Origin of the sequence: Paraferrimonas sedimenticola, assembly GCF_002282855.1 — a bacterium.
Classification (GTDB): Bacteria; Pseudomonadota; Gammaproteobacteria; order Enterobacterales; family Shewanellaceae; genus Paraferrimonas; species Paraferrimonas sedimenticola.
In genome coordinates this window covers 497,177-522,423 of sequence record NZ_NRIR01000001.1, presented here as the reverse complement: position 1 = coordinate 522,423, position 25,247 = coordinate 497,177, and the positions used below count along the sequence as shown (strand labels likewise).

16 protein-coding genes are annotated in these 25,247 nt (G+C 49.9%); 6 read left to right on the top strand and 10 right to left on the bottom strand.

Annotated elements, in window-relative coordinates; genetic code table 11:
• Positions 1-146: 146 nt before the first annotated feature.
• Both CLC93_RS02230 and CLC93_RS02225 read right to left on the bottom strand, forming a co-directional pair.
• Positions 147-1,262 carry a cysteine desulfurase family protein gene (locus tag CLC93_RS02230; protein WP_095504304.1) on the bottom strand — a complete coding sequence of 372 codons (1,116 nt, stop codon included), beginning with the start codon at positions 1,260-1,262 and terminating at the stop codon, positions 147-149.
• 57 nt (positions 1,263-1,319) lie between these two features.
• Positions 1,320-3,353 (bottom strand): DNA phosphorothioation-associated putative methyltransferase, encoded by a 2,034-nt coding sequence (locus CLC93_RS02225; RefSeq protein WP_095504303.1) that lies wholly within the window; start codon positions 3,351-3,353, stop codon positions 1,320-1,322.
• A gap of 346 nt (positions 3,354-3,699) precedes the next feature.
• On the opposite strand from CLC93_RS02225, the gene CLC93_RS02220 reads away from it, so the two are divergent.
• Together CLC93_RS02220 and CLC93_RS02215 are read left to right on the top strand one after the other, a co-directional pair.
• Positions 3,700-4,350 carry a HEPN domain-containing protein gene (locus tag CLC93_RS02220; RefSeq protein WP_095504302.1) on the top strand — a complete coding sequence of 217 codons (651 nt, stop codon included), beginning with the start codon at positions 3,700-3,702 and terminating at the stop codon, positions 4,348-4,350.
• A 130-nt stretch (positions 4,351-4,480) separates the two neighbouring features.
• Positions 4,481-5,401, top strand: a complete 921-nt coding sequence (locus CLC93_RS02215) for a hypothetical protein (protein WP_141237329.1) — start codon at positions 4,481-4,483, stop codon at positions 5,399-5,401.
• Positions 5,402-5,410: 9 nt separating this feature from the next.
• Here the strand turns inward: CLC93_RS02215 and CLC93_RS02210 are convergent, their stop codons facing one another.
• Complete coding sequence (locus CLC93_RS02210; protein WP_095504300.1) at positions 5,411-5,635, bottom strand: hypothetical protein; 225 nt, start codon at positions 5,633-5,635, stop codon at positions 5,411-5,413.
• A gap of 388 nt (positions 5,636-6,023) precedes the next feature.
• Between CLC93_RS02210 and ubiG the strand changes: the two genes are divergently transcribed.
• Complete coding sequence (gene ubiG / locus CLC93_RS02205) at positions 6,024-6,767, top strand: bifunctional 2-polyprenyl-6-hydroxyphenol methylase/3-demethylubiquinol 3-O-methyltransferase UbiG (RefSeq protein WP_095504299.1); 744 nt, start codon at positions 6,024-6,026, stop codon at positions 6,765-6,767.
• Positions 6,768-6,784: 17 nt separating this feature from the next.
• Here ubiG and CLC93_RS02200 read toward each other — a convergent pair whose 3' ends face one another.
• Positions 6,785-8,128 carry a sigma-54-dependent transcriptional regulator gene (locus CLC93_RS02200; protein ID WP_095504298.1) on the bottom strand — a complete coding sequence of 448 codons (1,344 nt, stop codon included), beginning with the start codon at positions 8,126-8,128 and terminating at the stop codon, positions 6,785-6,787.
• Between the two features lie 541 nt (positions 8,129-8,669).
• On the opposite strand from CLC93_RS02200, the gene CLC93_RS02195 reads away from it, so the two are divergent.
• Positions 8,670-11,090 carry a hypothetical protein gene (locus CLC93_RS02195; RefSeq protein WP_095504297.1) on the top strand — a complete coding sequence of 807 codons (2,421 nt, stop codon included), beginning with the start codon at positions 8,670-8,672 and terminating at the stop codon, positions 11,088-11,090.
• A 69-nt stretch (positions 11,091-11,159) separates the two neighbouring features.
• Here CLC93_RS02195 and rimO read toward each other — a convergent pair whose 3' ends face one another.
• The 5 genes from rimO to CLC93_RS02170 all read right to left on the bottom strand — a co-directional run bounded on the left by rimO (position 11,160) and on the right by CLC93_RS02170 (position 19,336).
• Entirely contained in the window at positions 11,160-12,599 is a 1,440-nt protein-coding gene (gene rimO, locus CLC93_RS02190) for a 30S ribosomal protein S12 methylthiotransferase RimO (RefSeq protein WP_095504296.1), read from the bottom strand.
• A 132-nt stretch (positions 12,600-12,731) separates the two neighbouring features.
• Complete coding sequence (locus tag CLC93_RS02185; protein WP_095504295.1) at positions 12,732-13,880, bottom strand: acetyltransferase domain-containing protein; 1,149 nt, start codon at positions 13,878-13,880, stop codon at positions 12,732-12,734.
• Positions 13,881-13,982: 102 nt separating this feature from the next.
• A complete protein-coding gene (locus tag CLC93_RS02180) occupies positions 13,983-16,097 on the bottom strand; it encodes a TonB-dependent siderophore receptor (RefSeq protein ID WP_095504294.1) in 2,115 nt (704 codons plus the stop codon).
• Positions 16,098-16,439: 342 nt separating this feature from the next.
• Positions 16,440-18,701, bottom strand: a complete 2,262-nt coding sequence (locus CLC93_RS02175; RefSeq protein WP_095504293.1) for a TonB-dependent siderophore receptor — start codon at positions 18,699-18,701, stop codon at positions 16,440-16,442.
• A gap of 191 nt (positions 18,702-18,892) precedes the next feature.
• Complete coding sequence (locus CLC93_RS02170) at positions 18,893-19,336, bottom strand: hypothetical protein (protein WP_095504292.1); 444 nt, start codon at positions 19,334-19,336, stop codon at positions 18,893-18,895.
• Between CLC93_RS02170 and CLC93_RS02165 the strand changes: the two genes are divergently transcribed.
• Together CLC93_RS02165 and dbpA are read left to right on the top strand one after the other, a co-directional pair.
• Positions 19,321-20,502 (top strand): PQQ-dependent sugar dehydrogenase, encoded by a 1,182-nt coding sequence (locus tag CLC93_RS02165; protein ID WP_425439832.1) that lies wholly within the window; start codon positions 19,321-19,323, stop codon positions 20,500-20,502. The genes CLC93_RS02170 and CLC93_RS02165 overlap by 16 nt on opposite strands.
• 158 nt (positions 20,503-20,660) lie before the next feature.
• Positions 20,661-22,049 carry an ATP-dependent RNA helicase DbpA gene (gene dbpA, locus CLC93_RS02160; RefSeq protein WP_095504531.1) on the top strand — a complete coding sequence of 463 codons (1,389 nt, stop codon included), beginning with the start codon at positions 20,661-20,663 and terminating at the stop codon, positions 22,047-22,049.
• A gap of 302 nt (positions 22,050-22,351) precedes the next feature.
• On the opposite strand, the gene CLC93_RS02150 is transcribed toward dbpA, so the two are convergent.
• Positions 22,352-25,246, bottom strand: coding sequence for a M14 family metallopeptidase (locus tag CLC93_RS02150; protein ID WP_095504289.1), 2,895 nt, complete (start codon positions 25,244-25,246; stop codon positions 22,352-22,354).
• Position 25,247: the final 1 nt, after the last annotated feature.

Sequence of the window (25,247 nt, the reverse complement as noted above, 5' to 3'; positions counted from 1 at the left end):
GATGTGTTGTTATTAAATATAAGCTACGCGGCACTTCATAGAATTAAGATACCTGTGCTTTGGATCCGGAAAAAGGGAGAGCTGAATCGTAAAACCCTCGATGGTATTGGTTAAGGCTCTGTCGATGTGACAGCGCAGTTCAACGGCTAAGTGGTGTAGGCGGCGTTAACATAGGTGTCTTTAAGCTCAAAATCTTTGAATAGGTTAATCACGCTTTCGTCTGAAAACGAGAGTCGAATGCAGTTTCTTGCTTCCGGAGCATTTAGTCCTATTGCCTGAAGCACATGAGAGGGAGTGATTTCTTTTGACGAACATGCAGAGCCTTGAGAAACGCAGTATTTTTGACTGCTAAGAATATCGTTCACCATTTTTGAGTCGAAAAAACGAAGGTTCATAACGTTTGGTAGGGCATTGATGCCATTGATTTTAAAGCAAGTGCCAGACGACTGTAGTTGCTTGATTAGGTCGACTTTGATCACTTTGTAAAGAGCTTCATCGTACTGGTAATTTTGAACAGCGCTGTTTAGCCCTACAATCAAAGGTGTAGCTACCGTACCACCTCTAAGACCCATCTGCTGCCCAGCCCCATGAATCAAAGGCTCAACTGTCGTGGTTTTTGCATCTCTAAGAAAGCAAAAACCTATCCCCTTAGGCCCACCAAATTTGTGTGCAGATACAGACATTGCATGCAGATTCATATCCAAAACATCAATCGGCAATTTCTTAAAACTCTGCGCTGCATCTGTATGGAAAGCAATATCCTTTTCTAAGCACAGCTCACCTATCTCCTGAATCGGGTTGATTGTGCCCAATTCGTTATTCACATGCATGATCGAAACTAAAATAGTGTCAGGACGAATAGCTGCTGCAACCGCTTCGGTAGTGACAATGCCATCAGCAGTTGGTTTTACGTAAGTAACCTCGAACCCTTGAGTTTCAAGAAAACTGCATATCTCAAGAACACACTTGTGCTCAATAGCCGAAGTGACGATGTGTTTGTTAGTTTTACCTAACGCGAACGCCAAACCTTTGATCGCAAAGTTGTTGGCTTCGGTCGCCCCACTAGTAAAGATGATTTCACTTGGGTAAGCCCCAATTTCGTCAGCAATGGTCTCTTTACACTGGTCGATTAGCTCAGCAGCCTTCAGACCACATGTATGGTTCGAAGAAGGGTTGGCATATGTTTCTTCCCAAGCTTTCTGCATATCTTTCTGGACTTGAGGAAGTAAAGGGGTACTAGCTAGGTAATCAAGATAGAGCATAAGTGACCGCTACGACCGAGGAAAACCATATTCTAATACTCACGATCTACGCAGTCACTAGCTTTCAGCCATTTTGTAGAATCTATAGCCCTTTATGGTCATGCCTTGCTGTTTGAGCCTCAACTGCAGTTCGTCCAGATCTGGACCGTATTCTGAATTGCTTGCCAAAACATCTAGTTTCTCCAGCTTCTTATCGAATGTCCGCTGTTTGGAGTAGTCGTCAAATGAGTCGTCTAGAAATCTGGATTTTTGGTACAAAGGTTGTGGCGAGTAATCATCGACATAGTCAAAGAAATCAACGTCCTGCTCTCTAAGCTTAACTTTGATGCGCTCTTTGAGCATTGGGATGGGTTTCGACTCAAAATCTTCGTAAACCATAAAAGTGACTTTACCCGAACGGATATGGATCTTGATCAGAGATACATCGTCGAGTTCGCCATAAAGCTGTGCTGCGCAACCTACGTATACTCGAAGTATCTTGGGTAAAGCCTCCAAAAATTTTTCGTGAAAAGTAAGAGAGTGGCTTTCGTCCAAATAACTCGCAGGTAGTTCCGCATGTGCTTTGCGACAAGCCTCATTAATTTGAACCTCATCAGCAATCGAAAATAACAGTTCTTTTGCTTCTTCCATTACCAGTTTATAGGAACCAAAAAACACCTTAGTATCTCTTTTCAGCTGCTCTGGTAAGCGGGCGTAGGCCTTCCTTTTGTTAAACATCGACAGAGCAAAGTAGACCAGCCGATCGTCTCTCTTATAATCTGCAGCTATCTGCAGTTCTGATGTCTCAGCGACATGCTCGAGGATTCTCAATGCTTTGTTATGAGAGCCTACAGCGGTTCGCAACTTCTCTGACTGTTCGAACTCATCGTTGGCGGGAATTCGTCCTAATTGCAGGCAACGGATCCAGAAGCTTTCCAACAGCGGACCATGCTGTATGAATAAGTGCTTCATCTTCTCTTCTGACAACGAGCTGCGCGTCGTTAGTTGATTCCACTGAACATTACGCTCACTTCTTTTCGAGAGAAACTGCTGTTCTTCATCTTTGTCCTTAAAGACATAGAAAATTCCTGGGGCAACAGCGATCGCATTCTCATCAAGTGTCCTTTCGATGAAGCCTTGTAGTTCCGCTTGGCTATAGTACTTTTGAAAAGTATTTCGAGAGGTGATTACACCGTCTTTGTAGGGCTTGAATTGTGCCAAGTAGTTTTCGTTCGCTAGCATTGCAGATACGACTAGCAACTTATCTGAGAGCGAGAAGGCAGTCGCTAACGCCTCGACTCGTTCGTCAATGTCTTCGATAACATTAAGGACAAAGCCTATGTTAACCAAATCAGATTGGGTTAGTTCGGCATCAGGTAAATAGGCAGGATCCCAGCCCGAAGCATCTATTCCGTGAGCACCAAGCTCCGTGAGGTCGTCGCCTCTACCGCAGCCGTAATCAAATAGGGTGTAGTTGCCATCCAAATATCCATGCTTTGCTAAGGATTTCATTGGGGCTGATAGCTGGTGTCTTACTATCGCGGTTTTATGGCGGTCAATGCCATTTGAAGTTTGCACGGTGCTAGATGCCGAATTATCTTTTACAAGACGGCCGTCTTGAAGCATGAGCCCTGCGGCTTCAATTCGTCTCGCCCAAGAGTTCTTAAAACCAATCGAGTGAGGGTTATCGTACAGTCCCGCAGCCTCTCCCTCGGCTGTGATCTCTCTGAACAGCTCCGAATAGGAATGACCCGGTGAGATCATTGTTTCCTTTCTATGCAATATAGGAGGGTTTGTAGAATCTCCGTAGTCGGTCACGCGGTGGGTGAGGTTAGCTAGATCGACTAATGTACTCTTGCGTAGGCTAGGGTATGAATCCTCGAAAAAGTCTGGGTAGCTCAACAGGGCTAATCTAAAACTTTTTCTGAATAGTTTGACGATATCCCACTCAGAATTTTCTATTTTAAGCGCGACAGCTACTCGAGAGATAAAGGTTTCGAACTGAGTACCGACCGATTCTTTCAGTGACGACTTGTGAATGTATATGGCGTCAGGAAGTTTTTTACCAATTTTTGCTGCTTTTACATAAGAACAAAATGACTCTTGGTCCATTGAGGTCTAGTCTCTATTTCTAGGTTTAATTCGATAATAAAACGTTTTTAGTCGATGTTGTAGGGGCCTGAAAGTCATTAACACGCTTATCGGAAACTGTTTTTTGTCGTCTGGTTTTGCGACGACAGCTTGAAAACTAGGCTGCAAAAAAGCATGCACATACTGATGATTGTTGCAGATAGCTATAAATGGAAGTGACTACAAGCCTTTCGAACCAATAAACTCGGCTTCAACTTGGTGGGTGTAACAAGCTACTGTCAGCTGAAAGTTGACTTTGGGATTCTCAGACCAGATCGAGACTATCTGAACTGATAACATGTGTTCTCTTGGTTCACGGAGGGATACGATGAAGTCTCATAAAGAATTGAAACTGCGCCAGCGAAGCGAGCGCGATACTTACCCTGATAGTATGGGAATGCGAGTACACCGAGCTTTGAGCTGGCTGGATCGCGCTGAACGATGCGAAGATGATGATGGAAAAATTATCTTTTTGTGGGTGGCATTCAATGCAGCTTACGCCAACGATGTAGCCGAAGAGTATCGCGAAAGCGAGCGAACCATGTTCCAGAACTTTCTGTGCGCTTTACAGGACAATGACACTAAGGGGTTATTGTCGAGCGTGGTTTGGACACAATTTACCGGCCCAATTCGGGTACTTTTACAGAACCAATATATCTTCCAACCGTTTTGGGACTCGCTCAATGGCAAAGAGTCGGGCAAAGATTGGCAGCAACGCTTCGCAGATGCCAACTCCTTTGTTAGTCGCGCCTTATCCCGTCAGGAAACCGCGGAAGTATTGACGGTTGTGATGCAGCGCATTTACACGCTTCGCAATCAATTGGTGCACGGCGGGGCGACTTGGGACAGCAACGTTAATCGCGACCAAATAAGAGACTGCAAGCACATTTTGGAAGAGGTTGTACCGGCAATTCTTGAAATCATGATGGACAACCCGCGTAGCTTTATTGGTAGTCACCATTATCCGGTGGTGGATTAAAACGCATCGAGCGTGGCGATTGATAAAAAAACAGTTCGTTTGAACCGTTGAACAGTTAAGCGAAGAGGTTGCCCAAACTATCTCTAGATGCGTATGCTTTTCTCATACCCAGCGCCAAAGGACCCGCGCCATGAAAACAACAAAATCCCTTAGCCGCCTAATTACCATCTCTCTACTCATACTGGCAACAACCCTAACGGCCCAGATGCGATTCATCGACCAACCAGCCGAAGATTACACCGACGAAGCACTAGTTAACGCCGGTGCCACCTACGCTGCGGCCCGGGTGCTAAACGCCGGAATCTCTTCATTGCAGAGCATCGAACTCTCGGTTGGGGTAGCGTCCTTCTCGCCTGGGCAGATGCTCGACCCGCTTAATGACCTTATTGAGCGCTTTTCTTGGATAACCATGATGGCCTTGGCCTCGCTGGGCGTGCAAAAGCTGGGGCTGGTGATCATCGGCTCAGGCATGTTTAACGGCATATTGGCAGCTCTTGCCGTGTTGGCCTTGCTGACTCTCTGGGTCAAGCGGTTCTCAGTCTACAGCGCTAGGGCGGTTGCACTGTTTGCGCTGGTGGCGCTGTTTAGATTCTCGCTGGCGTTTATGGCGGTAGCCAACGCCGCAGTGGAGAGCTATTTTCTGCAGGAGATTAAGCAAGAGGCCAGTCAGGGTATTGAGCGTGCGGCCTCCACCCAAAAAGCCAATAGTGAGTTGCAATCGGATAGCAACGCCAGTCAGCAGTCACAAAGCCTAATGGAGTCAGTACAAAGCGCTTGGGAGTCGGCAACTTCTTCTGTGGATGGCCCGACAGATAAGATAGATCGCGCCATTGAGAACATCAATCAGGCTATGGCCAACATTCTGGACATGATAGCGCTGTTTATTCTGCAGACGATTCTGCTGCCGCTGCTGTTTTTGTATCTGTTAAAGCGCGCTGGTGGTGCAGGACTTGGCTATCTGATGCGCGCAAGCAAAGCTTCTGAAGCTGAAACCCCTAAAACCAAGGCGCTGGAAACCAAAGCGTCCGAAACCGCAATCAATCAGGGCTAAGCCAGTAGGCTAAACGAACAGCTGTGGAAAGTGATGCTTTAAGGTGCGTTGGTGGCGGGCGCTAATACGCTGCTGTTGGCGCATTTCATAAACCTTATCAACATCGAGGTTTAGGGTTTTGGCAACCATTGCGCAGGTGATGCCTTTGCGTCGAAAAGAGCGAAACAGCTGGTGCCCGGTAACTGGGTTCGATTCAGGTCTTGGTCGAAGTGTTTGTTGTGCTTGCACTGTCATAGTGTATCTCCCGTCGGTGGGTGAATTGGACGTGGCCAAGGTTAGGCAAAGGCAATGACAAAACCGCGACTGGCTCATGGCAAATTAATGACAAACTACAGCGCTATGGCGTTTGTACGTATGTGTTGCCTCAAATCCTTTTGCGCCCACATAGAATGGTGCCGACATAGAATGCCCTAAATCATCTCCCGGTAGGGCTATCGTGTGGCGATTTTGTGGCTGGGGTAACGTGCCCATGCTTGGGTTTGCGACGTGCTTAACAAAAGGTACGGCAGGCCTCTCGCTAAGTGTCTCGCACGCGAGGTTTGCATCGACGGCTATAGGTCACACGGCCAATCCAAATCGAGTTTGGCTACGTAACTTAAACGAGATTATCAAGAGGACAATCATGTTAGACAGAAGCCAGCTGCAACATCTGCCCCAGGGTCAGTTCGTCCGAGCTCAGGAAATCGCGCGCTTTGACGCCCTTGCCAAAGAGTGGTGGGACGACAATGGCAAGTTTGGACACGTGTTGGCGTTTAATCGCTGCCGCGCCGAGATTATCACCGAGCAACTGACTGCCAAGCTTGGCTTGCTCGAGGGCAAAACTTTGTTGGATATCGGCTGTGGTGGTGGCTTGCTGTGCGAGGCTTTCGCCCGTCAAGGTGCAATAGTGACCGGCATCGACGCCTCAGAGATGAGCATAAAAGTCGCGCAAGCCCACGCGCGTCAGTCAGGCCTAGACATCGATTACCGCCACTGCTTAGCTGAACACCTTAATTCCAATTTTGAGTTCGATATTGTGCTCAACACTGAGGTGATTGAGCATGTGGACGATCAGGCGGGGTTGGCTCAATTGTGCGCTGATTTGGTGGCAGATAATGGAGTGTTGGTGATGGCCACTTTAAACCGCACTGTGCTGTCGTATTTGGTGGCCATTATTGGTGCTGAGTATGTGATGGGGTTGCTGCCCAAAGGCACTCACGATTGGCGCTACTTTGTTAAACCGCAAGAGATCCGCGACTACCTTAAAGACAAACCGATGCGCGAGTATCACGCCTGTGGTATGCAGTTTAATCCGCTTAGCAAACGTTGGCGCGGTACCAACAGCACCGCGGTGAATTATTTGCAGTTTTTTGAGCATACTGGCTAATCAATCCTGGCCAAGACTCAGTGCAACTCGTGCTTTTTGAGCCACCGATACAGAGTGTTGCGGCTGACTGCTAGGGCCTTTGCGACTGCCGAAAGGTTGTTTTGATGCTGTGTAATGACGGATTTGAGCTCTGTCTTGCTGAGTTGCTGTAAGGTTTTTTTCGGCGGCAAGGTCGCCTCTGTTACTCCCAAGTTTTCAACTTCAATAACTCCGGTTTCGCAAAAAACTAAAGCTCGTTTAATCCGATTGTGCATTTCTCTGAGGTTACCCGGCCAGTGATAGTTTTGCATCCAAAGAAGGCAGTTCTGGCTTATTGATTGATCTGGCGCTGCACCCGATGTCGCCATAAAATAGTTGGCCCATTTTGGGATCATCTCGGGATTTTCGGCGAGCGACTGGCATTCTACTTTGTAGATGCTCAGGCGGTAGTACAGGTCCTCTCTAAAGTGGCCTTTTTTTACGGCTTGAGACAAGTTGACATTGGTGGCAGCCATAATTTGGGTGTTGATTTTTATTGATTTCTCGCCACCAACTCGAACTATACTTCTCCTGTCGAGAAATTGTAATAGCAAGGCTTGTAGGTGCTTCGGCAGCTCACTTATCTCATCGAGAAATAGAGTTCCGCCTTGAGCGCGCTCAATGAAGCCGATATGGGTTTTCGTAGCTCCGGTAAATGCTCCTTTTTCGTGGCCAAACAATTCGGACTGAATTAGGGTCTCGGTGAGCGCACCACAATTCACTTCTATAAAGCTCGACGTATTTTTACCTTGAAGCAAATGTAATTGGTGTGCGGAATGGCTTTTCCCAGTGCCGGTTTTACCGCTAAACAGCACGACGTCATCAATCGGAATGAGCTTCTCTAATTGACGTTGAAAGTGTTCGTTATTGGGCGGAACCAGCTTGCTGCTTTTTTGGGGGGCGTCACCTTGGTCAAAGGCCAGTTGACTCATCCCATGAGCGTGCCCCAAGGTGTCTTTTATGTGTGGCCAGTCTAACGGTTCGTGGTGATAGTCGTAAAAATAGTAACCAAAATCGGCCATATGAGGGAGCATTGAAGTATGCCCTGACTTCAGCAAAGCGACCCATTTTACATATGGATTTTTTCTCCAGCATTGCTTAATCATATCGATCAGCCGTAGGTAGTCGGCTGGTGTGACCTTGCAAAGGATGGCTAGCCCTCTGTCTGCAGGAATGCGGACTAAAAGTTCATCAAGGCTGGCAGTTGTTTCGATGGTGAAATTCGGGGGGAATCCAGTTAGCTCGAGTGGGTCAGATAAGGATAACAGCAGCTGAGTAGACGCTTGTGCGCAAGCGTCGTCAGCATAGGAGGCATCACTCAATTTGGAGCTTTTTTGAGTCAAAATTTAGGCCTCCTTGCACTTCCATGACTGCTAAAGAATAGTTCAGAGGACGTGGGGCGGCAATTGAATCTACTGCTTATTTATCGGTCCTGTTCACCCGCTTCTATTGCGGCACAGTGTTACCTTTTAAGTAAGTGACACAGATTTAGTACACAATTCGATTTCCATTAATTTCAGCATCTTATTGGCTGTTTGGTTAAGCACGCGCTCCTTCGACACGATTGATTGTCCCTTTTAATCACCTCTAGAAAATAAATTTCAATATATTCATAGGCTTAATGATTGGAGCCGAACTTGCATAAATGGGTTCGGTTCGGCTGGATGCGTCTTTCTATAACTCAGAAGTTCCGGTTTGAAGGTTAAAGCTTATTTGCAGTGGAGAAGCACTATGACTACCAGCGACAAGCGATTACGGGCCGTAAACACGCTTGCACTAAGCGTGATTATTGGCTCATTAGCGATTGGCGTCTCAACTAGCGCTAAAGGAGGGAGTTTCTACTCAGGATTTCCAAACTCGGGAGAACTTCCAAAGGATTATTGTATGGCAGACGCTTGGCTGCAAAATCCTGACAATCGGGGGAAACTGAACTGTACCGCAGAAGATATTGAAATTGCGGATGTTATTCCAATCAATGACGAGGGTTTTCGTGCTGGCACCCCTCAGTATGCCGAAAATCCAGTTGAGTGTACCGATGGTGAGGTGTTTAGTTTGCAAGCCGATGTGGTGGTGAGAACTAATGCCAAGATCCGCTATGATTACACTTTCTATATCCCTGATGGCAATTTCAGCCCTCAAGATGTGCAAAACCCGACCTTTCCTCGGATAATTCCATCGGATCCGAATACTCCGCCAACCGATGAATCGGGTTATTGCAGCTTGTTGATCGGAATAAACGGTGAGGTTACTGGCGATTATGACGGCGATCTTTGCGCAGATATCAATAAGTCTATTGAGGGTGATGAAGTTACTTACTTCAATGAAACCATCACTATGTTTTGTAGTGATAAAGATCTTAATGGAGAAGCGGATTTTAGTTACTGTGCGGCATGGGATAATACAGATGATAATATGTGTAACCCGATATCCCCGACGTTTCCGAATGTTCCTGGACAGATACCCAATACCAAGTCCAAATGTAACTGTAATGAAATCAATATCCCTGTGGTTATTCGCCCAGATCCCCCTGCGATATCAAAAGCAGTAAGCCCTGCATCTTATAGTGAGCCAGGTGGCCTATTTACCGTTGACGTCAGCTTCAAGAACGACAGTAAGGCGCCGCTGTACATTCATTCGATTACCGATGTAATAGATGCCAATAATGACGGTGTTTACGACGATAGCATCGACGTATGGGGCGCACTGGATACGGTCGATAAGACTACCGAGGGTATCTATTTTGACAGCAGTACATGTGCCTTGCCCAATACCGATGGTGATGGTGACGACAGCCGCTACGAGGTGCTGCCCGACGCAACCTATTCCTGTAGCTTTAAGGTGTATGTCGCCGAGTGGAGTCTACCTACCGGTGGCACCCAAACTCTGGGTGACATTGTTGTATTTAATCTCAAAGACAAAGACGGCAATCCTTTGTCAGATAACCCCAACCAGCCTTGCGATAGCAATTACACCCGCTCAGACGGTGATGTTTGCTCAACTCGCAAGACGGTAAGTATTACCAACCTAAAACCTGAGGTTACCGTGACCAAGTCGGTGTCTACAGGTGTGGGTACTGGTGATGATGAAATTCTGGAAAGAGGTGGCACTGCGACCTATAACATCACTATTAGCAACACCTCGCCGACTGACGCAACCACGGGTGTTACTCCTGATGCGACCGTCTACCTGAGCAGTTTTAGCGACGTGTTTGCGCCAACCTTGCCGTCGGGAACCAGTCCATTAAATGAGTCGCCAGCTGGATGTCTATCACCAGCAACAGATTATGCATTAGTAAAAGGTACTAGCTATACCTGCCAATACACTGTGACCCTGGCGCAAGCGGACATCAATGTTGGCGAGCAGTTTAAGAATACGGTTACCGCTAATGTCGTCGATAAAGAGTCGGCTTCTGACTCTGATACCAAGATGCAAACCATCACAGTGACAGACGTGCCTTCAGAAGTCACTTTGACCAAGACCGCCAATCCAACCAAAGTTGGCGAAACCGGTGATGATCCGGATTTGTTCAGAGACGTCGAGTACACCTTTAAGTTTGAAGTCGCTGCGAGCGGGGTCGATTATGTGATTTTCAATAAACTTGAGGACACAGTGGAAACAATAACCTCAGATTTAACCCCTCAGTGTATGGTGGATACCATCAACGGTATAACAATAACTCCAAAGCTGGCCTTGGGTAACGGAGTAAAACTCTTCCCCGGCGATTGGGCCTCGTGTGTAGTTACCCTTAAACTTCAGGGCGATGCGCATGATGTCTATGAAAATACGGCAGAGATTTTCGGAATGGATGCCGACGGTGCGAAAGAACAGGATGACGACAATGAAGTGGTCACCTTTGAAGATGTAGAACCATCTATTGACCTTGCCTTTGCCAGTAAGATTACCGCTTTCTTTGAAATCACCAATACAGGAGTCGATACCCTACGAGTAGATAGCTTCCTAATTGAAGGTGTCGAATTGCAAGACGGTTTAGAAAAAGCCAATTTCTATCTGGTTGAAACCGAAGACACAGGTTTTGCCGACTACGGCGATGAGGTTAACAGTAAGCTTTACAATTGCTATGACCTCACCGATGAAACCAACGGGCCCGATATAGCCCCAGGTGAGACAGTTTACTGTAGCCTGCATGTAAAAGTCTTCCCAGGCTATGATAACGGTAATATTGCATTCTTGGCTGTGGACTCAGAGCCAGAGATAAAAGTGATAGTTAAAGAGAAAGTGGATGACGGTAGTTCCTCTACAGACAATCAAGTGGTATCGGCCACTTACGTCACCGTAGAGCCTTAACACTGTTGCCAAAATGAACAAAGCCGGCGTTAGCGCCGGCTTTGATTTTATTAACGTTTGAAGAGGAGTTTAACCCAGTTCTTCAATCTCACCATTGTCATCGCGCACAATGGTGCCAAACAAATCGTAGTCGTTGGCAAACTCAATCGATGCCCACACCATTTGCCCAGGCTTCACGTCAAACTCGCCGCCGAGTACAATTTTACCGTCCACCTCTGGTGCATCGGTGTAACCGCGAGCAATCGCACCCTCGTCGTTCACCTCATCGATGATCACGCGCATTTCGCTGCCCACGCGGGCTTGCAGACGCTCGGATGAAATACGTGCCGCTACTTCCATGAAGCGCTGGTATCTGTCTTCCATCACGTCTTCTGGGGTCAGCTCTGCCAGTTCGTTGGCTTTGGCACCTTCCACCGGAGAGTACTTAAAGGCACCAATACGGTCGATTTGTGCTTCTTCGAGCCAGTCGAGTAGCAGTTGGAAGTCTTCTTCGGTTTCGCCTGGGAAACCGACGATAAAGGTTGAACGGATCACCAAGTCAGGGCAGATCTCACGCCACTTCTTAATTTGCTCAAGGGTGCGCTCGGCTTTGCCCGGACGCTTCATGGCTTTCAAAATACGCGGGCTGGCGTGTTGGAATGGAATATCCAAGTACGGCAGCACTTTGCCTTCGGCCATCAGTGGGATCACTTCGTCCACGTGCGGGTAGGGGTACACATAGTGCAAACGCACCCAAGCACCTAGCTTGGCAAGCTCCTGGCACAATTCGGTCATGCGGGTTTTCACCGGCATACCGTCCCAAAAACCGGTGCGGAATTTGGTATCCACGCCATAAGCCGAGGTGTCTTGGCTGATAACCAATAGCTCTTTCACACCGGCGTTAACTAGACGCTTAGCTTCATCGAGCACTTCGCCAATCGGGCGAGACACTAGGTCGCCGCGCAGGGCAGGAATGATGCAGAAGGTACAGCGGTTGTTGCAGCCCTCAGAAATCTTTAGGTAAGCGTAGTGACGTGGGGTCAGCTTAACGCCGTGATCCGGAATTAGGCTCTCCAGCGGGTTGTGCTCAGGCTTTGGCAACAACTGGTGAACTTGCTCAAGCACCATCTCGTAGGCGTGCGGGCCGGTTATCCCCAATACACTTGGGTGCACTTCGCGAATCTCGTCTTCTTTGGCGCCAAGACAACCGGTGACCAGCACCTTGCCGTTTTGCGCCAGCGCTTCGCCAATGGTATCTAGAGATTCTTGAACCGCTGAGTCGATAAATCCACAGGTGTTAACGATAACCAGGTCAGCGCCTTGGTAAGTATTTACTACGTCGTAGCCCTCGGTGCGCAGCTGAGTCAGGATGCGCTCACTGTCCACTAGGTTCTTTGGGCAGCCCAGCGACACAAAGCCGATGCGATTGCCGCTAGGCTTTTCGCCATTGGCAAAATCACCGCTACTGAGTTGTTTCTCAGCGGTTTTTAGAGTTGTGGTTTTGCTAGGATCAAAGGTATTAACTGACATAGGGCCCCGACTGTGTGACTACCATCGCGTTTTGCAATTGGCGGATTATATAGCAAAGCGCGATGGGCTGCAGGGGCAATTGGGGCTGCACTGTGTGTTTTAGCAAAGCGTTAATTCACTTGTGCCCGAATTTTAAAGATACTTCACCCAAGCTCGCTGGCTGGTCTTTTTGTAATGAGAAAAGCACTTAGTCGGTAGATACAAGACGCCGGCTAGCACAATCGACATTGCCCAAACCTGCCACACTTCATCCACACCAAAATAAATGCCCTTGTTGGTGCCGTAAATGCTGACCAACACCAGATAAATGGCCAGTAGCAGATACAGATGTACCACGTAGAAGAACAGCGGCGCCGAGCCGAAATGACGCAAGAAGTGCAGCTTACGCGGGTTGTACTTCTCAAGCAGTGCCAGCACGATAAAGGCCACGCCTAAGGTTATTAGTAAGAAGTCGAGCGATGGCGGGTACTTGGTGAAATTGATAAACGACTGCAAGGTCAGTAAAGCACTGTCGTAGCTGGCCCATGGCACCGGCTCGCCGTAACCGTTAAGCAAGCGTATCACTACTAAGGCGGCCAAGCTAAAGGCACCTAAGCGCAGCAACTTGCCAATGCGCTCCTCGCGGCTGACCTTGGACGAAAATATGGGTGCCAAAAAGAAGCCCAAACAAATCACGCCAATCCACGGCAGGGTGGGGTAAGAGACTTTGACTCCGAAGTTCTCGCCTGAATATAAAAAGCCACGGTCGTGCAATATGGTCCAGGCCGAGTAGCCCCATTCACCGGGCGCAAAGTTAATAAAGTCCAGCGCGTTGTGGCCAAAAATAATGGCGATGCCTAGCGCTCCAACGACCTTGTGCGGCAGTTTTACCAACAAAGACAGGCTTATCATCGAAAGACCGATGGCCCACATCACTTGCAAATACAGGGTGTTATAGGCACCAAACCAAGAGAAGTTAACTAGAGTGACTTCCAGTGCGATGATGAACAAACCGCGGGTGAACAAGAAATGGCTGGCATCTCGCGTCGGCCCTTTGCTGGGGTTGGCGTAAAGCCATGCGCTGGCACCGGCTAAGAAGATAAACACAGGGGCGCAAAAGTGGGCGCAAAAACGGGTGAAAAACAAAGCCGAGCTGGTTTCGTCGATAACCATAGGGTCGCCGACTTGATGATGCAAAAACACCCGCTCTCGAACATGGTCTACTAGCATGAGTAAGATGACCAAGCCGCGCAGAATATCGATAGAAGCGACGCGATTTTTCAGGTGTTGCAAATCATTCATTGTCATTCAGTACCACTATTGTTTGCTACCACTTTAAACAAAGGCCCGAGCAAGTTGCTCAGGCCGTTATTTACATCAAAAGCAGAGCGCTAGGTTACACCATTAGAACTGATACTTCACAGTCGCGTGGAAGTTGATTGGCTCACCTGGCATGGTCCATAGCTTGTGATAGGAACTGGCGAAGTACTTTTCGTTCAGTAGGTTATTCACATGAAGCTTGGCCACCATACGTTCGCTCAAATCAATCGCCGCCGACAAATTCACCAGAGTGTAAGCTGGCAAAATGTAGTTGGGATCTGTGGTTTCGCCTAAACGGTCACCCATGTACTTCACCGTGGCACCTAGGTAGACCTCTTTGCCCATGATGTCGCGATAGTGGCGCAGAGACAGGTGACCCGAGTGCTTGGCCACGTTAATCAGTCGGGAGCCTTTAGGAATTGGCACACCCCAATCTGAGTTGATCACATCGTTAGCGGTTTTGGCGTCGGTATAGGCGTAGGCCAGTTCGACGTCGGTGTTCTCGCTGACTTCAGTGTTCAACTGGAACTCAAGACCTTGACTGGTGACTTTGCCCAAGGTGGCCGACAGGCCAGTGTCAGGCTCGGCGGTGAGCATGTTGGTCTTTTCAGCGTCGTATAAAGCCACGCTGCCCGAGAAGCGCTGGGCGATGTTTTGCCACTTGGCACCCACTTCAAACGAGGTGGTTTTCTCTGGCTCAAACGCCTTGCGGTCGGAGTCTAGACCTGGGTTAGGACGGAATCCCTTAGAGTAACTGGTGTACAGGTTGACCTTGTCATGCACATCGTAAACATAACCCACTCGTGGGGTCACTTCGGTTTGCTTTTGCACCTGAGTCTCGTTGTTGAGCTTGTTGAGAATCTCTTGCTTGAAGTGGTCTAAGCGAAACCCTACTAGCAATTTAGACTTCTCGGTTAGCTCAAGAATGTCTTGCGCGTACAGCCCCAGACCATTTTGCTTTTCAGAGGTCAGAGTCTTTGGCGAGGTCTCTGGACGAGGCTGAGTGTAGTCAGGGTTATTCGGGTCAATGCTGTAGGTCGGATCGCCCGAGCCCCAAGCGGTGCGCCAAACGCGATAATCGGTATCTAGCTTGAAGTTGTAGTAATCCACACCAAGCAACAGATTGTTTTTGATGCTTGCGATATCAAAGTCGCCACTCAGCTCGGCGCGCGCCGAAAAGTCGCTAGCTTGATAGTCGCGCTCACGCCGCTGACGAGATAGCTTAGTCGGATCTGTGTAGATCAGCTGACGACCGTCGGATAGCTCGGCGTCGGAAGACTGGCCCACAAACGATGAGTCGCGATAAGCCAAACCGGTTAGCACGTGCCATTGGCTGTTAAGCTGATGGTTTAACTGCAGCTGGTGGCCTAGGGCTTTAACCTGATGAGCACCGTCGCGAATATCGCCGTAAAAGGCGTTGGTTTTCACCGAGTCAAAGTCGTTGTTAAGCACGTATACACCACGGTCTAGCGGTTTGCGCTGATCCAACACTTCCATCTCATAGCTCAAACTGGTGGCCTCTGAAATGTTCCAAAGGAACGACGGGCTTAAGTGAAAGCTCTTGATAAAGACGTGGTCGCGATGGGTGTTTGAGTCTTCGTACGAGCCGTTAATCCGAAACGCCGAGTCTTTATTGACTGCATTGGTGTAGTCAAACTCCAGCTGCTTTTTATCGAAACTGCCGAGTGTGCCCTGAATGTAGCCTTGCTCAATGAACTGAGGCTTTTTGGTGATGATGTTGATGGTGCCGCCAGGCTCGCCTTGGCCGTACAGAGCTGAGCCTGGGCCTTTCATCACCTCTATGGATTCGATGTTGGCGGTGTTGCGGTTACCGTTGTAACCGCGAGAGTTAAAGCCATTGACTAGGTAGCCGGTTGGGTTGTTCTCATCACCGGAGAAACCGCGTACCGCATAGCTGTCGAACATACCGCCCGAGTTGTTTTGTCGGACAACCGCAGGAGAGAAATCCAAGGCTTCCATAAAGCGAGTGATGCCTTCGTTCTCTAGCAGGTCAGCGCTGATGGTATCTACCGCTTGCGGGGTGTCGATAAGCGGCACGTTGCCACGGTAAGGCTGCCAGTTTTTTCTAACTTCAATTCGTTCGATATCTGCGTTGCTTGGCGCAGTTGGTTCGGCACTGTCTTGTGCAAACGCACCATTAGAGAGGACTAACAGTGAACATAAAAGATGCTTTTTCACGTACTTCCCTTCATGTGGTCTAAAAGTGTGGTCAAAAAAATAAAGGGAGAGGTTACAGCGCAGTAATGGCTTTTGCTAATGCAGATTGTTTTTAGGAAAAATAGTGGCTGATTTGTTTGAAAATCGTGCGCTACATTGAGTGTTTGGGGTCGGTTTTACGGGCGCACATCTCATGTTTTGCAACATAAGTTGCGCCTGCGTGAATTGGGTTTTGCTGGTGTTCGAGTTGGCGTTTAGATAAGTGGACGCTCACCTGCTAAGGATATGAGCGAGCGCGGCACCACTTATCGTTTTTGCTCTGCACAGCTTGCAATGCTCTGTCTTAAATGCAGTGCGAAGCCATCAGAACTGATACTTCACAGTCGCATGAATGTTGATTGGCTCGCCTGGCATGGTCCAAAGTTTGTGATAGGAATTAACGAAGTATCTTTGGTTAAGCAGGTTATTGACGTGCAGCTTGGCCACCAATCGATCGCTTAAATTCACCACAGCTGACAAATTGACCAGAGTGTAAGCCGGCAATATGTAACTCGGATCGGCGGTTTCACCTAAGCGATCGCCCACGTACTGAATAGTGCTACCCAAATAGACCTGTTTACCGAGGATGTCGCGATAGTGGCGCAGTGACAGGTGGCCCGAGTGCTTGGCCACGTTAATCAGGCGCGAACCTTTTGGGATTGGCACACCCCACTCAGAGTCAATCACATCCTTGGCGGTTTTGGCATCGGTATAGGCATAGGCCAGCTCGACGTCGGTGGTATCGGTGATTTCTGTGACCAGCTGGAACTCTAGGCCTTGGCTGGTGACCTCGCCCAAAGTGGCCGAAAAGCCAGTCTCTGGATCGGAGGTGAGCATATTGGTCTTGTTAGCATCGTACAGGGCGATACTACCTGAGAAGCGTTGCGCTAGGTCTTGCCACTTAGCGCCTACCTCGAACGACTGACTTTTTTCTGGGTCAAAGGCGTTGCGGTTGGCATCGAGCCCGGGATTGGGTCTAAAGCCTTTGGAATAGCTGGTGTAAAGGTTGACCCCCTCTTGCACGTCATAAACAAAACCGACTCTCGGGGTTAGCTCGGTTTGCTTTTGCACCTGAGTTTCCTGGCTGAGCAAATTGTGGATCTCTTGCTCAAAGTTATCGACGCGAAAACCTAGTAACAGTTTGGCGTTGTCGGTGAGCTCTAGTAGGTCTTGGGCGTATAAGCCCAGCCCTTTTTGCTTTTCAGCGCTTAAGGTTTTGGGCGAAGTCTCAGGTTGTGGCTGAGTGTAGTCAGGGTTATTCGGGTCAATGCTGTAGGTCGGGTCGCCTGAACCCCAAGCCGTGCGCCACACGCGGTAATCTGTGTCCAGATTGAAGTGGTAATAATCCAGTCCAAACAACAAGTTGTGATTGATATTGGCAATTTCCCAGTCGCCGCTTAGCTCAGCGCGCAGCGACACGTCCTTGGCCCGATAATCGCGCTCGCGATGCTGACGAGACAGCTTGGTCGGATCGGTATAGATCAACTGGCGTCCTTCGGACAATTCGGTGTCCGATGACTTGCCTTGCAATGACGATTCGCGCATGGCTAGGCCTGTCAGCAAATGCCATTGGCTATTGAGCTGATGATTCAGCTGTAGCTGGTGGCCTAGGGCTTGCACCCGATTGGCACCGTCTCGTATATCGCCGTAAAAAGCACGAGTGTTAACCGAGTCAAAGTCGTTGTTGAGCACGTACACACCGCGGTCGAACGGTTTGCGATAGTCCAACACTTCCATTTCGTAGCTCAAACTGGTGGCGTCTGAAATATTCCACAAAAACGACGGGCTCAAGTGAAAGCTCTTGACGAAAATATTATCGCGATGGCTGTCTGAGTCTTCGTAGGAGCCGTTGATTCGAAACGCTGCGTCTTGGTGAACGGCATTGGTGTAGTCAAATTCCAGCTGCTTTTTGTTAAAGCTGCCGAGGGTGCCTTGAATGTAACCCTGCTCTTCAAACTGTGGCTTTTTGGTGATGATGTTGACTGTGCCGCCAGGCTCGCCTTGGCCGTACAGTGCAGAGCCTGGGCCTTTTAGCACTTCGATGGTTTCGATATTGGCGGTGGAGCGATTGCCACTGTAACCACGAGCGTTAAAACCGTTGACTAAGTGGCCGGTGGGATTGTTCTCATCACCGGCAAAGCCACGCACCGCGTAGCTGTCGAACATGCCGCCTGAGTTGTTTTGGCGCACCACGCTGGGGGAGAACTCTAAAGCCTGTATAAAGCGGGTGATGCCTTGGTTCTCAAGCAACTCGGCGTCGATGGTGTCCACCGCTTGGGGTGTATCAAACAGTCTGACATTACCGCGATAGGGCAGTCTTATGCCTTTGATTTCGATGATTTCAATCTGTGTGTTGATGGCTGGCGTTTGAGTTGTAGATTCCTGAGGAGCATTTTGTTGAAGCACACTCGTTTTTGGGGCTGTTTGCTGAGCCGCACTCTTTTGAAGCGCATTCTCTTGTAGAGCTATCTCATGTAGTGCAGGGCTTTGGGCTGCGGCGCTGTTTGCTAGCACCAAAAGAGAACATAAAAGAGGTTTTTTCACCGGCTTCCCTTCGGTCTTTGGACTAATGGCTAGGCTAACCATACAAGCAGTTAGCTGTGATACCTAAGTGAAGTTTGTGACCGTGTCTAAAAGGGGCGGTTAGTAATCAAATGTCGATATAAATGAGGGTGTTACCTTGAGCGTAGTCTCATTTTAGAATGCGAATTGTGATGATTTTGCAACCAGAGTTAAGGGTTTGTTGGCCGGTTCTTTGGGTGTCTTCATTCGCGCGTTTATCTCTTTTCATGGTTTTGTGTCAGTCGAGCAAACGCATAGCCACCCGCAGCGCCCGCCAGCAACTGAGCGTAGAAACCCCAACCCCTTGCGCCGGCAACTACGCTGATGTTCAAGGCGATCTCCATCGCCAGCAAGAAGGTCGTGAATGCGACTAAACCGGCCAAAGTGTATAGCGCGGTACGGTGTTGACTCAGTCGCTTGGAGAGCCATCCTGCAATTAAAAAAGCGATAACTAAGCCAATTGCGATGATCGCACCGTATGCAGGTAGTAGTCCGAGCCAATCGTCTAGCGTCAGGCCAATTCGCTCGCCAAAACTGACCTTAGCACCTGTGCTAACTAGTTGATTGACAACGTATTGACTATGAAACAAGCTGGCTAATGTGAAGCTTAGCAACCACGAAATTAAGAATGAGGGCAACAAGCGTGTCAAAAAATGCATGGTTATACGGGCTCAAACAAATGGCTTTTTCTCAACCTAGCAGAGCAATCGCAGCTAAACAATTGATCTGGTTGATGCTTATCTCCCTGTTTGGCATGAGTTCGGTTGCGGCCAAGGAGAATTTGCCTAGCGAAGACTATCAGGTGCGGACTATCGCTTCTGGTTTGAATTCACCTTGGAGCATGGCGGAGTTGCCCGACGGTACTTGGCTAATCACAGAGCGCGATGGCCATGTGGTGGTGGCTAAAGACGGCCAGCAATGGCGCATCAATTTAGGTCTTGATGGCTTGTACGTCGCCGGGCAGGGCGGCTTGCTTGATGTGGTGTTGTCGCCAGACTTTGAGCAGTCCAAAGAAGTATTGTTTAGCTACGCGCAGGGTGGTTTAAAGGCCAACCGCTTGGTGATTGCCAAGGCGGTGTTTGACGGTGAGGGATTCTCTAAGCCCGAGATTGTGTATCAGGTCGCTACAGATAAGGACACACCTCAGCACTACGCTGGTCGGGTGCTGATATTGCCGGACAATAGCATTTTGTTTTCCAGCGGTGATGGTTTTGATTATCGCGAGCAGGCGCAAGTAGTCACCAATCAGCTGGGCAAGATTTTGCGAGTAAATTTGGATGGTAGCATTCCTAGCGATAACCCATATAGCACGCATCAAGACTCTTCGGCGCATGCCGTGTACTCGATAGGGCATCGCAACCCGCAGGGCTTGGTTTACGATTATGATGCGCAGCGAATTGTCAGTCACGAACACGGTCCTAAAGGTGGTGATGAGCTGAATTTTTTAGTGGCGGGCAAAAACTACGGTTGGCCTGTGGCGACGTATGGACGCGATTACTCCGGCGCTCGTATCTCACCTTTCACCGAGTATGAGGGCATGGAGCAACCCTTTGTGAATTGGACCCCGTCTATCGCGCCATCGGGTATGGTTTATTACGGTTCAAAGGCGTCGGCGTTTGCATCCCTGCAAGGGCACGTGTTGATTAGCACCCTGGTGGATCGCAAGCTGTATGCTGTCAGTTTGGCTGATGGCAAGTTCACTCAAACCCATGTGTTCCCTGAGCTTGCTGGGCGCCTGCGCGATGTGGTGATTACTCGCAATGGCAACCTGGCGGTGTTGGGTGATGCCGGTGGGGCAGAGTTACGCTTGGTGACGGCGCAATAGCTTTGTTGGTAGGCGGGGCGCGCTTGTTTAGCGACGTCCCGCCTGACCTGTGCTTACGCTAAAGCACTATCCTACACACCTATTTCAACTCGCAAAGCACCTTATTCGCTAACGTTTCTGTTACTATGCGCGCTCATTTTCCAACTTCGGTGGCCGGCGTGTCGTTAACATCTTTCTCTGAGCTGGCGCTAAAGCCTGCACTTCTTAGCAATCTCGATTCTCTTGGTTACCAGCAAATGACGCCGATTCAGGGCTTGAGTTTGCCGCCGATCCTTAAAGGCAAAGACGTTATTGCACAGGGTAAAACCGGCTCGGGTAAAACCGCAGCCTTTGGTTTGGGCTTGTTGCAAAACCTAGATGCTAAGCGCTACCGGATTCAGTCTTTGGTGTTGTGTCCAACTCGCGAATTGGCCGATCAGGTGGCCAAGCAGCTGCGCGCACTGGCGCGAGCGATTCCCAACGTTAAAGTGCTGACCTTGTGCGGCGGTGTGCCGTTTGGCCCGCAGCGAGCCTCATTAGAGCACGGTGCGCATATCATTGTTGGCACGCCTGGGCGCATTGAAGATCACTTGGGCAAAGGCACTTTGGATTTACGCCAAGTAAATACTCTGGTGTTGGATGAAGCGGATCGCATGCTAGAAATGGGCTTTCAAGATGCCTTGGATACCATTTTTAGCCACTGCAGCCCGCGCCGCCAAAACCTGTTGTTTAGCGCGACTTTTCCGGCGGAAATTACCAAGATCGCCAAAAAGATCATGTTTGAACCTGAGACGGTGAAAGCGCCATCGACTCACGACAGTAGCAGTATTCAGCAGGTGTTTTATCAGCTGCGTGACAAAGCGGAACGTCCTCAGGCGCTGCAACGCGTGTTGCTGACTCACGATGCCGAATCAGCAGTCGTGTTTTGCACCACCAAGGTAGAGACTCAGCAACTAGCCGACGACCTACAAGCCTTGGGGTTTAGCTGTTTGGCGTTGCATGGCGATCTTGAGCAACGTCAGCGCGACCAAACGCTGGCGCGCTTTGCCAACAAGAGCATTCAAATTCTGGTGGCCACCGATGTCGCAGCCCGAGGTTTGGATATCGACCAGATTGAGCTGGTGGTGAACTACCACGTTTCTCGCGACCCAGAAGTGCACGTGCATCGCATTGGCCGTACTGGCCGCGCCGGTGCCAATGGTCTTGCGGTATCTTTGGTGGCCGAGCATGAAGCCAACAAGATTATCGCCATCGAAGACTACCTGGATATTCAAATCGAAACCCAGCCTTTGCCAAGTGAAGCATCGCTGCACGCCACACCGCGTCAGACTCAGTGGGTATGTTTGCAAATTGATGCGGGTAAAAAGCAAAAGCTGCGCCCGGGCGATATTCTTGGCGCCTTGACTCGCAATCAGCAGTTGGCCGGCTCTGATGTGGGCAAAATTCAGGTAATGGATTACATGGCATATGTGGCGGTGAAGCGCTCCAAAGCCAAAATCGCGTTTAACGCCATCACCACTCAGAAAATGAAAGGCCGCAGCTTTAAGGCGCGCCGCTTGCGTGGCTGATTAGTAAAAGTCGCTGTGACTGCGAGGCTAGCTGCTGAAAGGCGCGGCTATCCTTTCGAGTAAGTTGTGGCCAAGCAAATCGTGTTTATCGACCATTAGCACTGCGTAGACAACAAACAGTGTTACCAGCCAAGGCGTGGGTTTAATGGTTTTGTATTTTCGTTTCTGAAAGATGAACGTGATTATGATGGCGATGAACACCCAATCGGTAAAGTAATGGTCACTAAGAAAGCTCACCCTGTTTCCTCCATGAAAAAGCGGCTACCAAAAAGGTAGCCGCTTTTTTTCTAACTTGCACGCGGTTATAGCGGCACAGTCAGTCGAGTGCCCATGCCTGGTCCGTATACCAAAGCGTTTAAGAACATACGGCGTGTGCCCAAGGTGGCACCGCGGAAGTTCGGCTCACCAGAGAACAGAATTACCTGGCCTTTGCCCACTTGCTCGCGAATCAAGTAGCTAGAATTCAGCAGGCGCTCACGAGCTTCTGGCCACAACAGACCTGAGGCGCGAACCAGCGTCTTGGCGTCCTTCGGTACCGAAGTCCAGCCTTTGACCTCCCACTCACCGGCAATCGCTTTGGCCGGATCCTTGGCTTCCATCACACCGATCCGCGCGACGTTGTCGGCCTTAGCGCTGGCGGTTAGTACAGGCTGCTTTTTGATGAGCAAAGGTACAGTGCTCGGCAGACCAAAGCCCAACCAGTGATCTGGGTCGATACGACCGTTCACAAAGGCACCGCTTGGCATAAAGCGCGACTGAATCGAGTCTTTGTGCTTAAGGGCGTCTTTGTCGGCGTACTTCACTTCGCGATCCCAAAGCGGCGTCGGCTCAATGGCGTAGGACAACACAGCCTCCAAGTTAGGCTTGGTGTATTGTGCTAACCACTCGCGATACACCGCGGTGTCGTATTTTTCAGGCTTTTCAAATACCTTGTCTAGAGTCGTGGCGTCGGTCCACTCGGCACCGGCTAGCGCTTGGCTAGCACGGCCTTGAGTGATCAAAGTGCCGCCTGCCTTTACCCAGCCCTCAAGTACCGATAGCTGGTCTTTGCTCAACACCTTACCCCACGCGGTAGGAACCACTATGGTGTTGTAGCGGCGCAAATCGGCGCGGTTGATGCTGCTCAAGTCCAGCTTGGAGTGGCGAATGCCCAGCGCTGAGTCAATCGCAAACCAGGTCGCACCCACGTCATAGGCGCTCGTGCCAGGGCCTGACAAAATAGCGATACGAGGACGCTCAAGTAGCGGGAAGTGGCTACCACCCCACTCAGGCAAATCGCCTTCGCCGTAACCGCTGCTAATTGGGCTAACGTTGACATTGGCTTCGGTGGCGGCGGCTTTGATTAGCGCTTGCACGTCGCGGCCTGGGTTATCCACACCAGTGACCATCACAGAGCCCGGGGCTAAATCGATGCCGTTGAACTTTGAGGTGATGTTGGAAGCACGAACTTCCAGACCACGCTCCATCAGCTTGGCGGCAAATGCCAACGCGCCATCGCTCTTGCCATCAACGACCCAAGCAATGCCATCGGCCACGTCAATCTCGGCGGTGGTTAGCTCGGCCAGCGGATAATCGTCCATGGTTATCTTTGGAATTTCATAGGCTGGCATGCCATACATCATGGTCATGTTCCATGCGGTCGTGTCGTACATTAACGAGTTTTGGCCCTTGAGCACGCGCTTGCGCTCTTCAATGAGCACCTGCTCTTTAACCTCGGCGTCAAACTCCAAAATGGCAGAGATCAGACGGGCTTCCGGCTGGCGAGTTGGTACCAATAAGGTGCCTTTAGGCAGCTCGATGCCCGAGCGCATTTGGCCGGTTTGGTCCTTCATAGCGCGCACTCGTTTGCTCTCGTCCATGCGGTAAACCTGAATGCCTTGCGCCTGCAGCTTTTGGAGGAATTGGTTCTCGAGGGTAATGTTGCCTTGCGGCAAAATGGCAAAGGTCTTCTCTTCGATAGGCGAGCTGCTGCCCATTAGGCTTTGGCGGTCTTTAACAAAGTCGCGGTACATCTCTTTGGAGTGCTTGGCCAAGGTTTCGAGGTTGGCAAAGGTACTCACGTATTGGTGATGCACCGACTCCTTGTAGCTGCGAATGGTGCCGTCGGTACGAGCCACACCGTCTTCGGCAATGCGCGCTTGCTCGTAAAGAATGTGCACGGAACCGCGGTATTGAGCGTAGTTTGAGTAGCCTGGGTACCAGTTCTCAAACCACTCGCCGGTGTAGTAGCGCCACTGACGTTTGTCGTAGGCGGCACCTTGGTCGAGGGAGAACACCTTACCCCACTTTTGCACGCTTGGTGCGATGTTGAAGTTGAGCGGATCCCGCGGTGGGCCCATTAGGTAGGTGTCTTGGCTGCCTTGCTCGTGCGCGTCGATCATCAGCTGTGGATACCACTGGTTAATCAAAGCCACACGGCCGCGAGTTTCTGGCTGGGTCAGGTAGAAAAAGTCGCGGTTAAGGTCAAAGTAGTAGTGGTTGGTACGACCGGCTGGCCAGTCGCCGCGGTGGAGCAGTGATTGGTCATCAACGTTTGGTGATGCGCCACGGTATCTTTGCAGGCTGCGGTTAAAGCGCGCCAAACCGTCTGGATTCATTAGCGGGTCAATCATCACTACCATGTTGTCCAGTAGCGCCTGAGTCTCGGCAGACTGGTCGGCCAGTAGGTGATACAAGGCGGCAACCGCAGAGTCCACACCTGAGGTTTCGTTGCCGTGAATCGTGTAGGCCATCCAAGCGGTAGCGGGCAGCTTGTTGATGATTGACTCTATTTCGCTTGAGTTCACGCCCTTTGGCATGGCCAGCTTGGCGATGTCGGCTTTGTACTCGTCCAGCTTGCTCAAGTGATTGGAATTGGAGATGTAGGCCACGTGCAGCGGACGGCCTTCGTGAGTACGGGCGTACTCAACCAGTTGAATGCGGTCGCTCTCCTGTGCCCAAATCTTCAAAAGCTCGGTGACCTGATCTGGGTGAACCACACGCGAACCCACTTCAAAGCCCAGCACCTTGTCTGGGTGAGTAATGGCATTGGAGTAATCACCGGTCAGCAATGGCTGAGAGTATTCCATCAGCGGGTAGGGCGATGGGGTTTGTAGCGAATCCAGCGCAGAGGCTGAGGCTGTGGTGTGGCTTAAAGCCAACGCTAGCGCAAGTGCGCTAGTGCGTTTAAGCGCACCAAGAGGCAGTGAGAGGGGCATA

Excerpts from the sequence above, each read along its gene's own strand:
- CLC93_RS02230 (WP_095504304.1), bottom strand. The coding sequence starts at position 1,262 with ATGCTCTATCTTGATTACCTAGCTAGTACCCCTTTACTTCCTCAAGTC.
- CLC93_RS02225 (WP_095504303.1), bottom strand. The coding sequence starts at position 3,353 with ATGGACCAAGAGTCATTTTGTTCTTATGTAAAAGCAGCAAAAATTGGT.
- CLC93_RS02220 (WP_095504302.1), top strand. The coding sequence starts at position 3,700 with ATGAAGTCTCATAAAGAATTGAAACTGCGCCAGCGAAGCGAGCGCGAT.
- CLC93_RS02215 (WP_141237329.1), top strand. The coding sequence starts at position 4,481 with ATGAAAACAACAAAATCCCTTAGCCGCCTAATTACCATCTCTCTACTC.
- CLC93_RS02210 (WP_095504300.1), bottom strand. The coding sequence starts at position 5,635 with ATGACAGTGCAAGCACAACAAACACTTCGACCAAGACCTGAATCGAAC.
- ubiG (WP_095504299.1), top strand. The coding sequence starts at position 6,024 with ATGTTAGACAGAAGCCAGCTGCAACATCTGCCCCAGGGTCAGTTCGTC.
- CLC93_RS02195 (WP_095504297.1), top strand. The coding sequence starts at position 8,670 with ATGGCAGACGCTTGGCTGCAAAATCCTGACAATCGGGGGAAACTGAAC.
- rimO (WP_095504296.1), bottom strand. The coding sequence starts at position 12,599 with ATGTCAGTTAATACCTTTGATCCTAGCAAAACCACAACTCTAAAAACC.
- CLC93_RS02185 (WP_095504295.1), bottom strand. The coding sequence starts at position 13,880 with ATGAATGATTTGCAACACCTGAAAAATCGCGTCGCTTCTATCGATATT.
- CLC93_RS02175 (WP_095504293.1), bottom strand. The coding sequence starts at position 18,701 with ATGGTTAGCCTAGCCATTAGTCCAAAGACCGAAGGGAAGCCGGTGAAA.
- CLC93_RS02170 (WP_095504292.1), bottom strand. The coding sequence starts at position 19,336 with ATGCATTTTTTGACACGCTTGTTGCCCTCATTCTTAATTTCGTGGTTG.
- CLC93_RS02150 (WP_095504289.1), bottom strand. The coding sequence starts at position 25,246 with ATGCCCCTCTCACTGCCTCTTGGTGCGCTTAAACGCACTAGCGCACTT.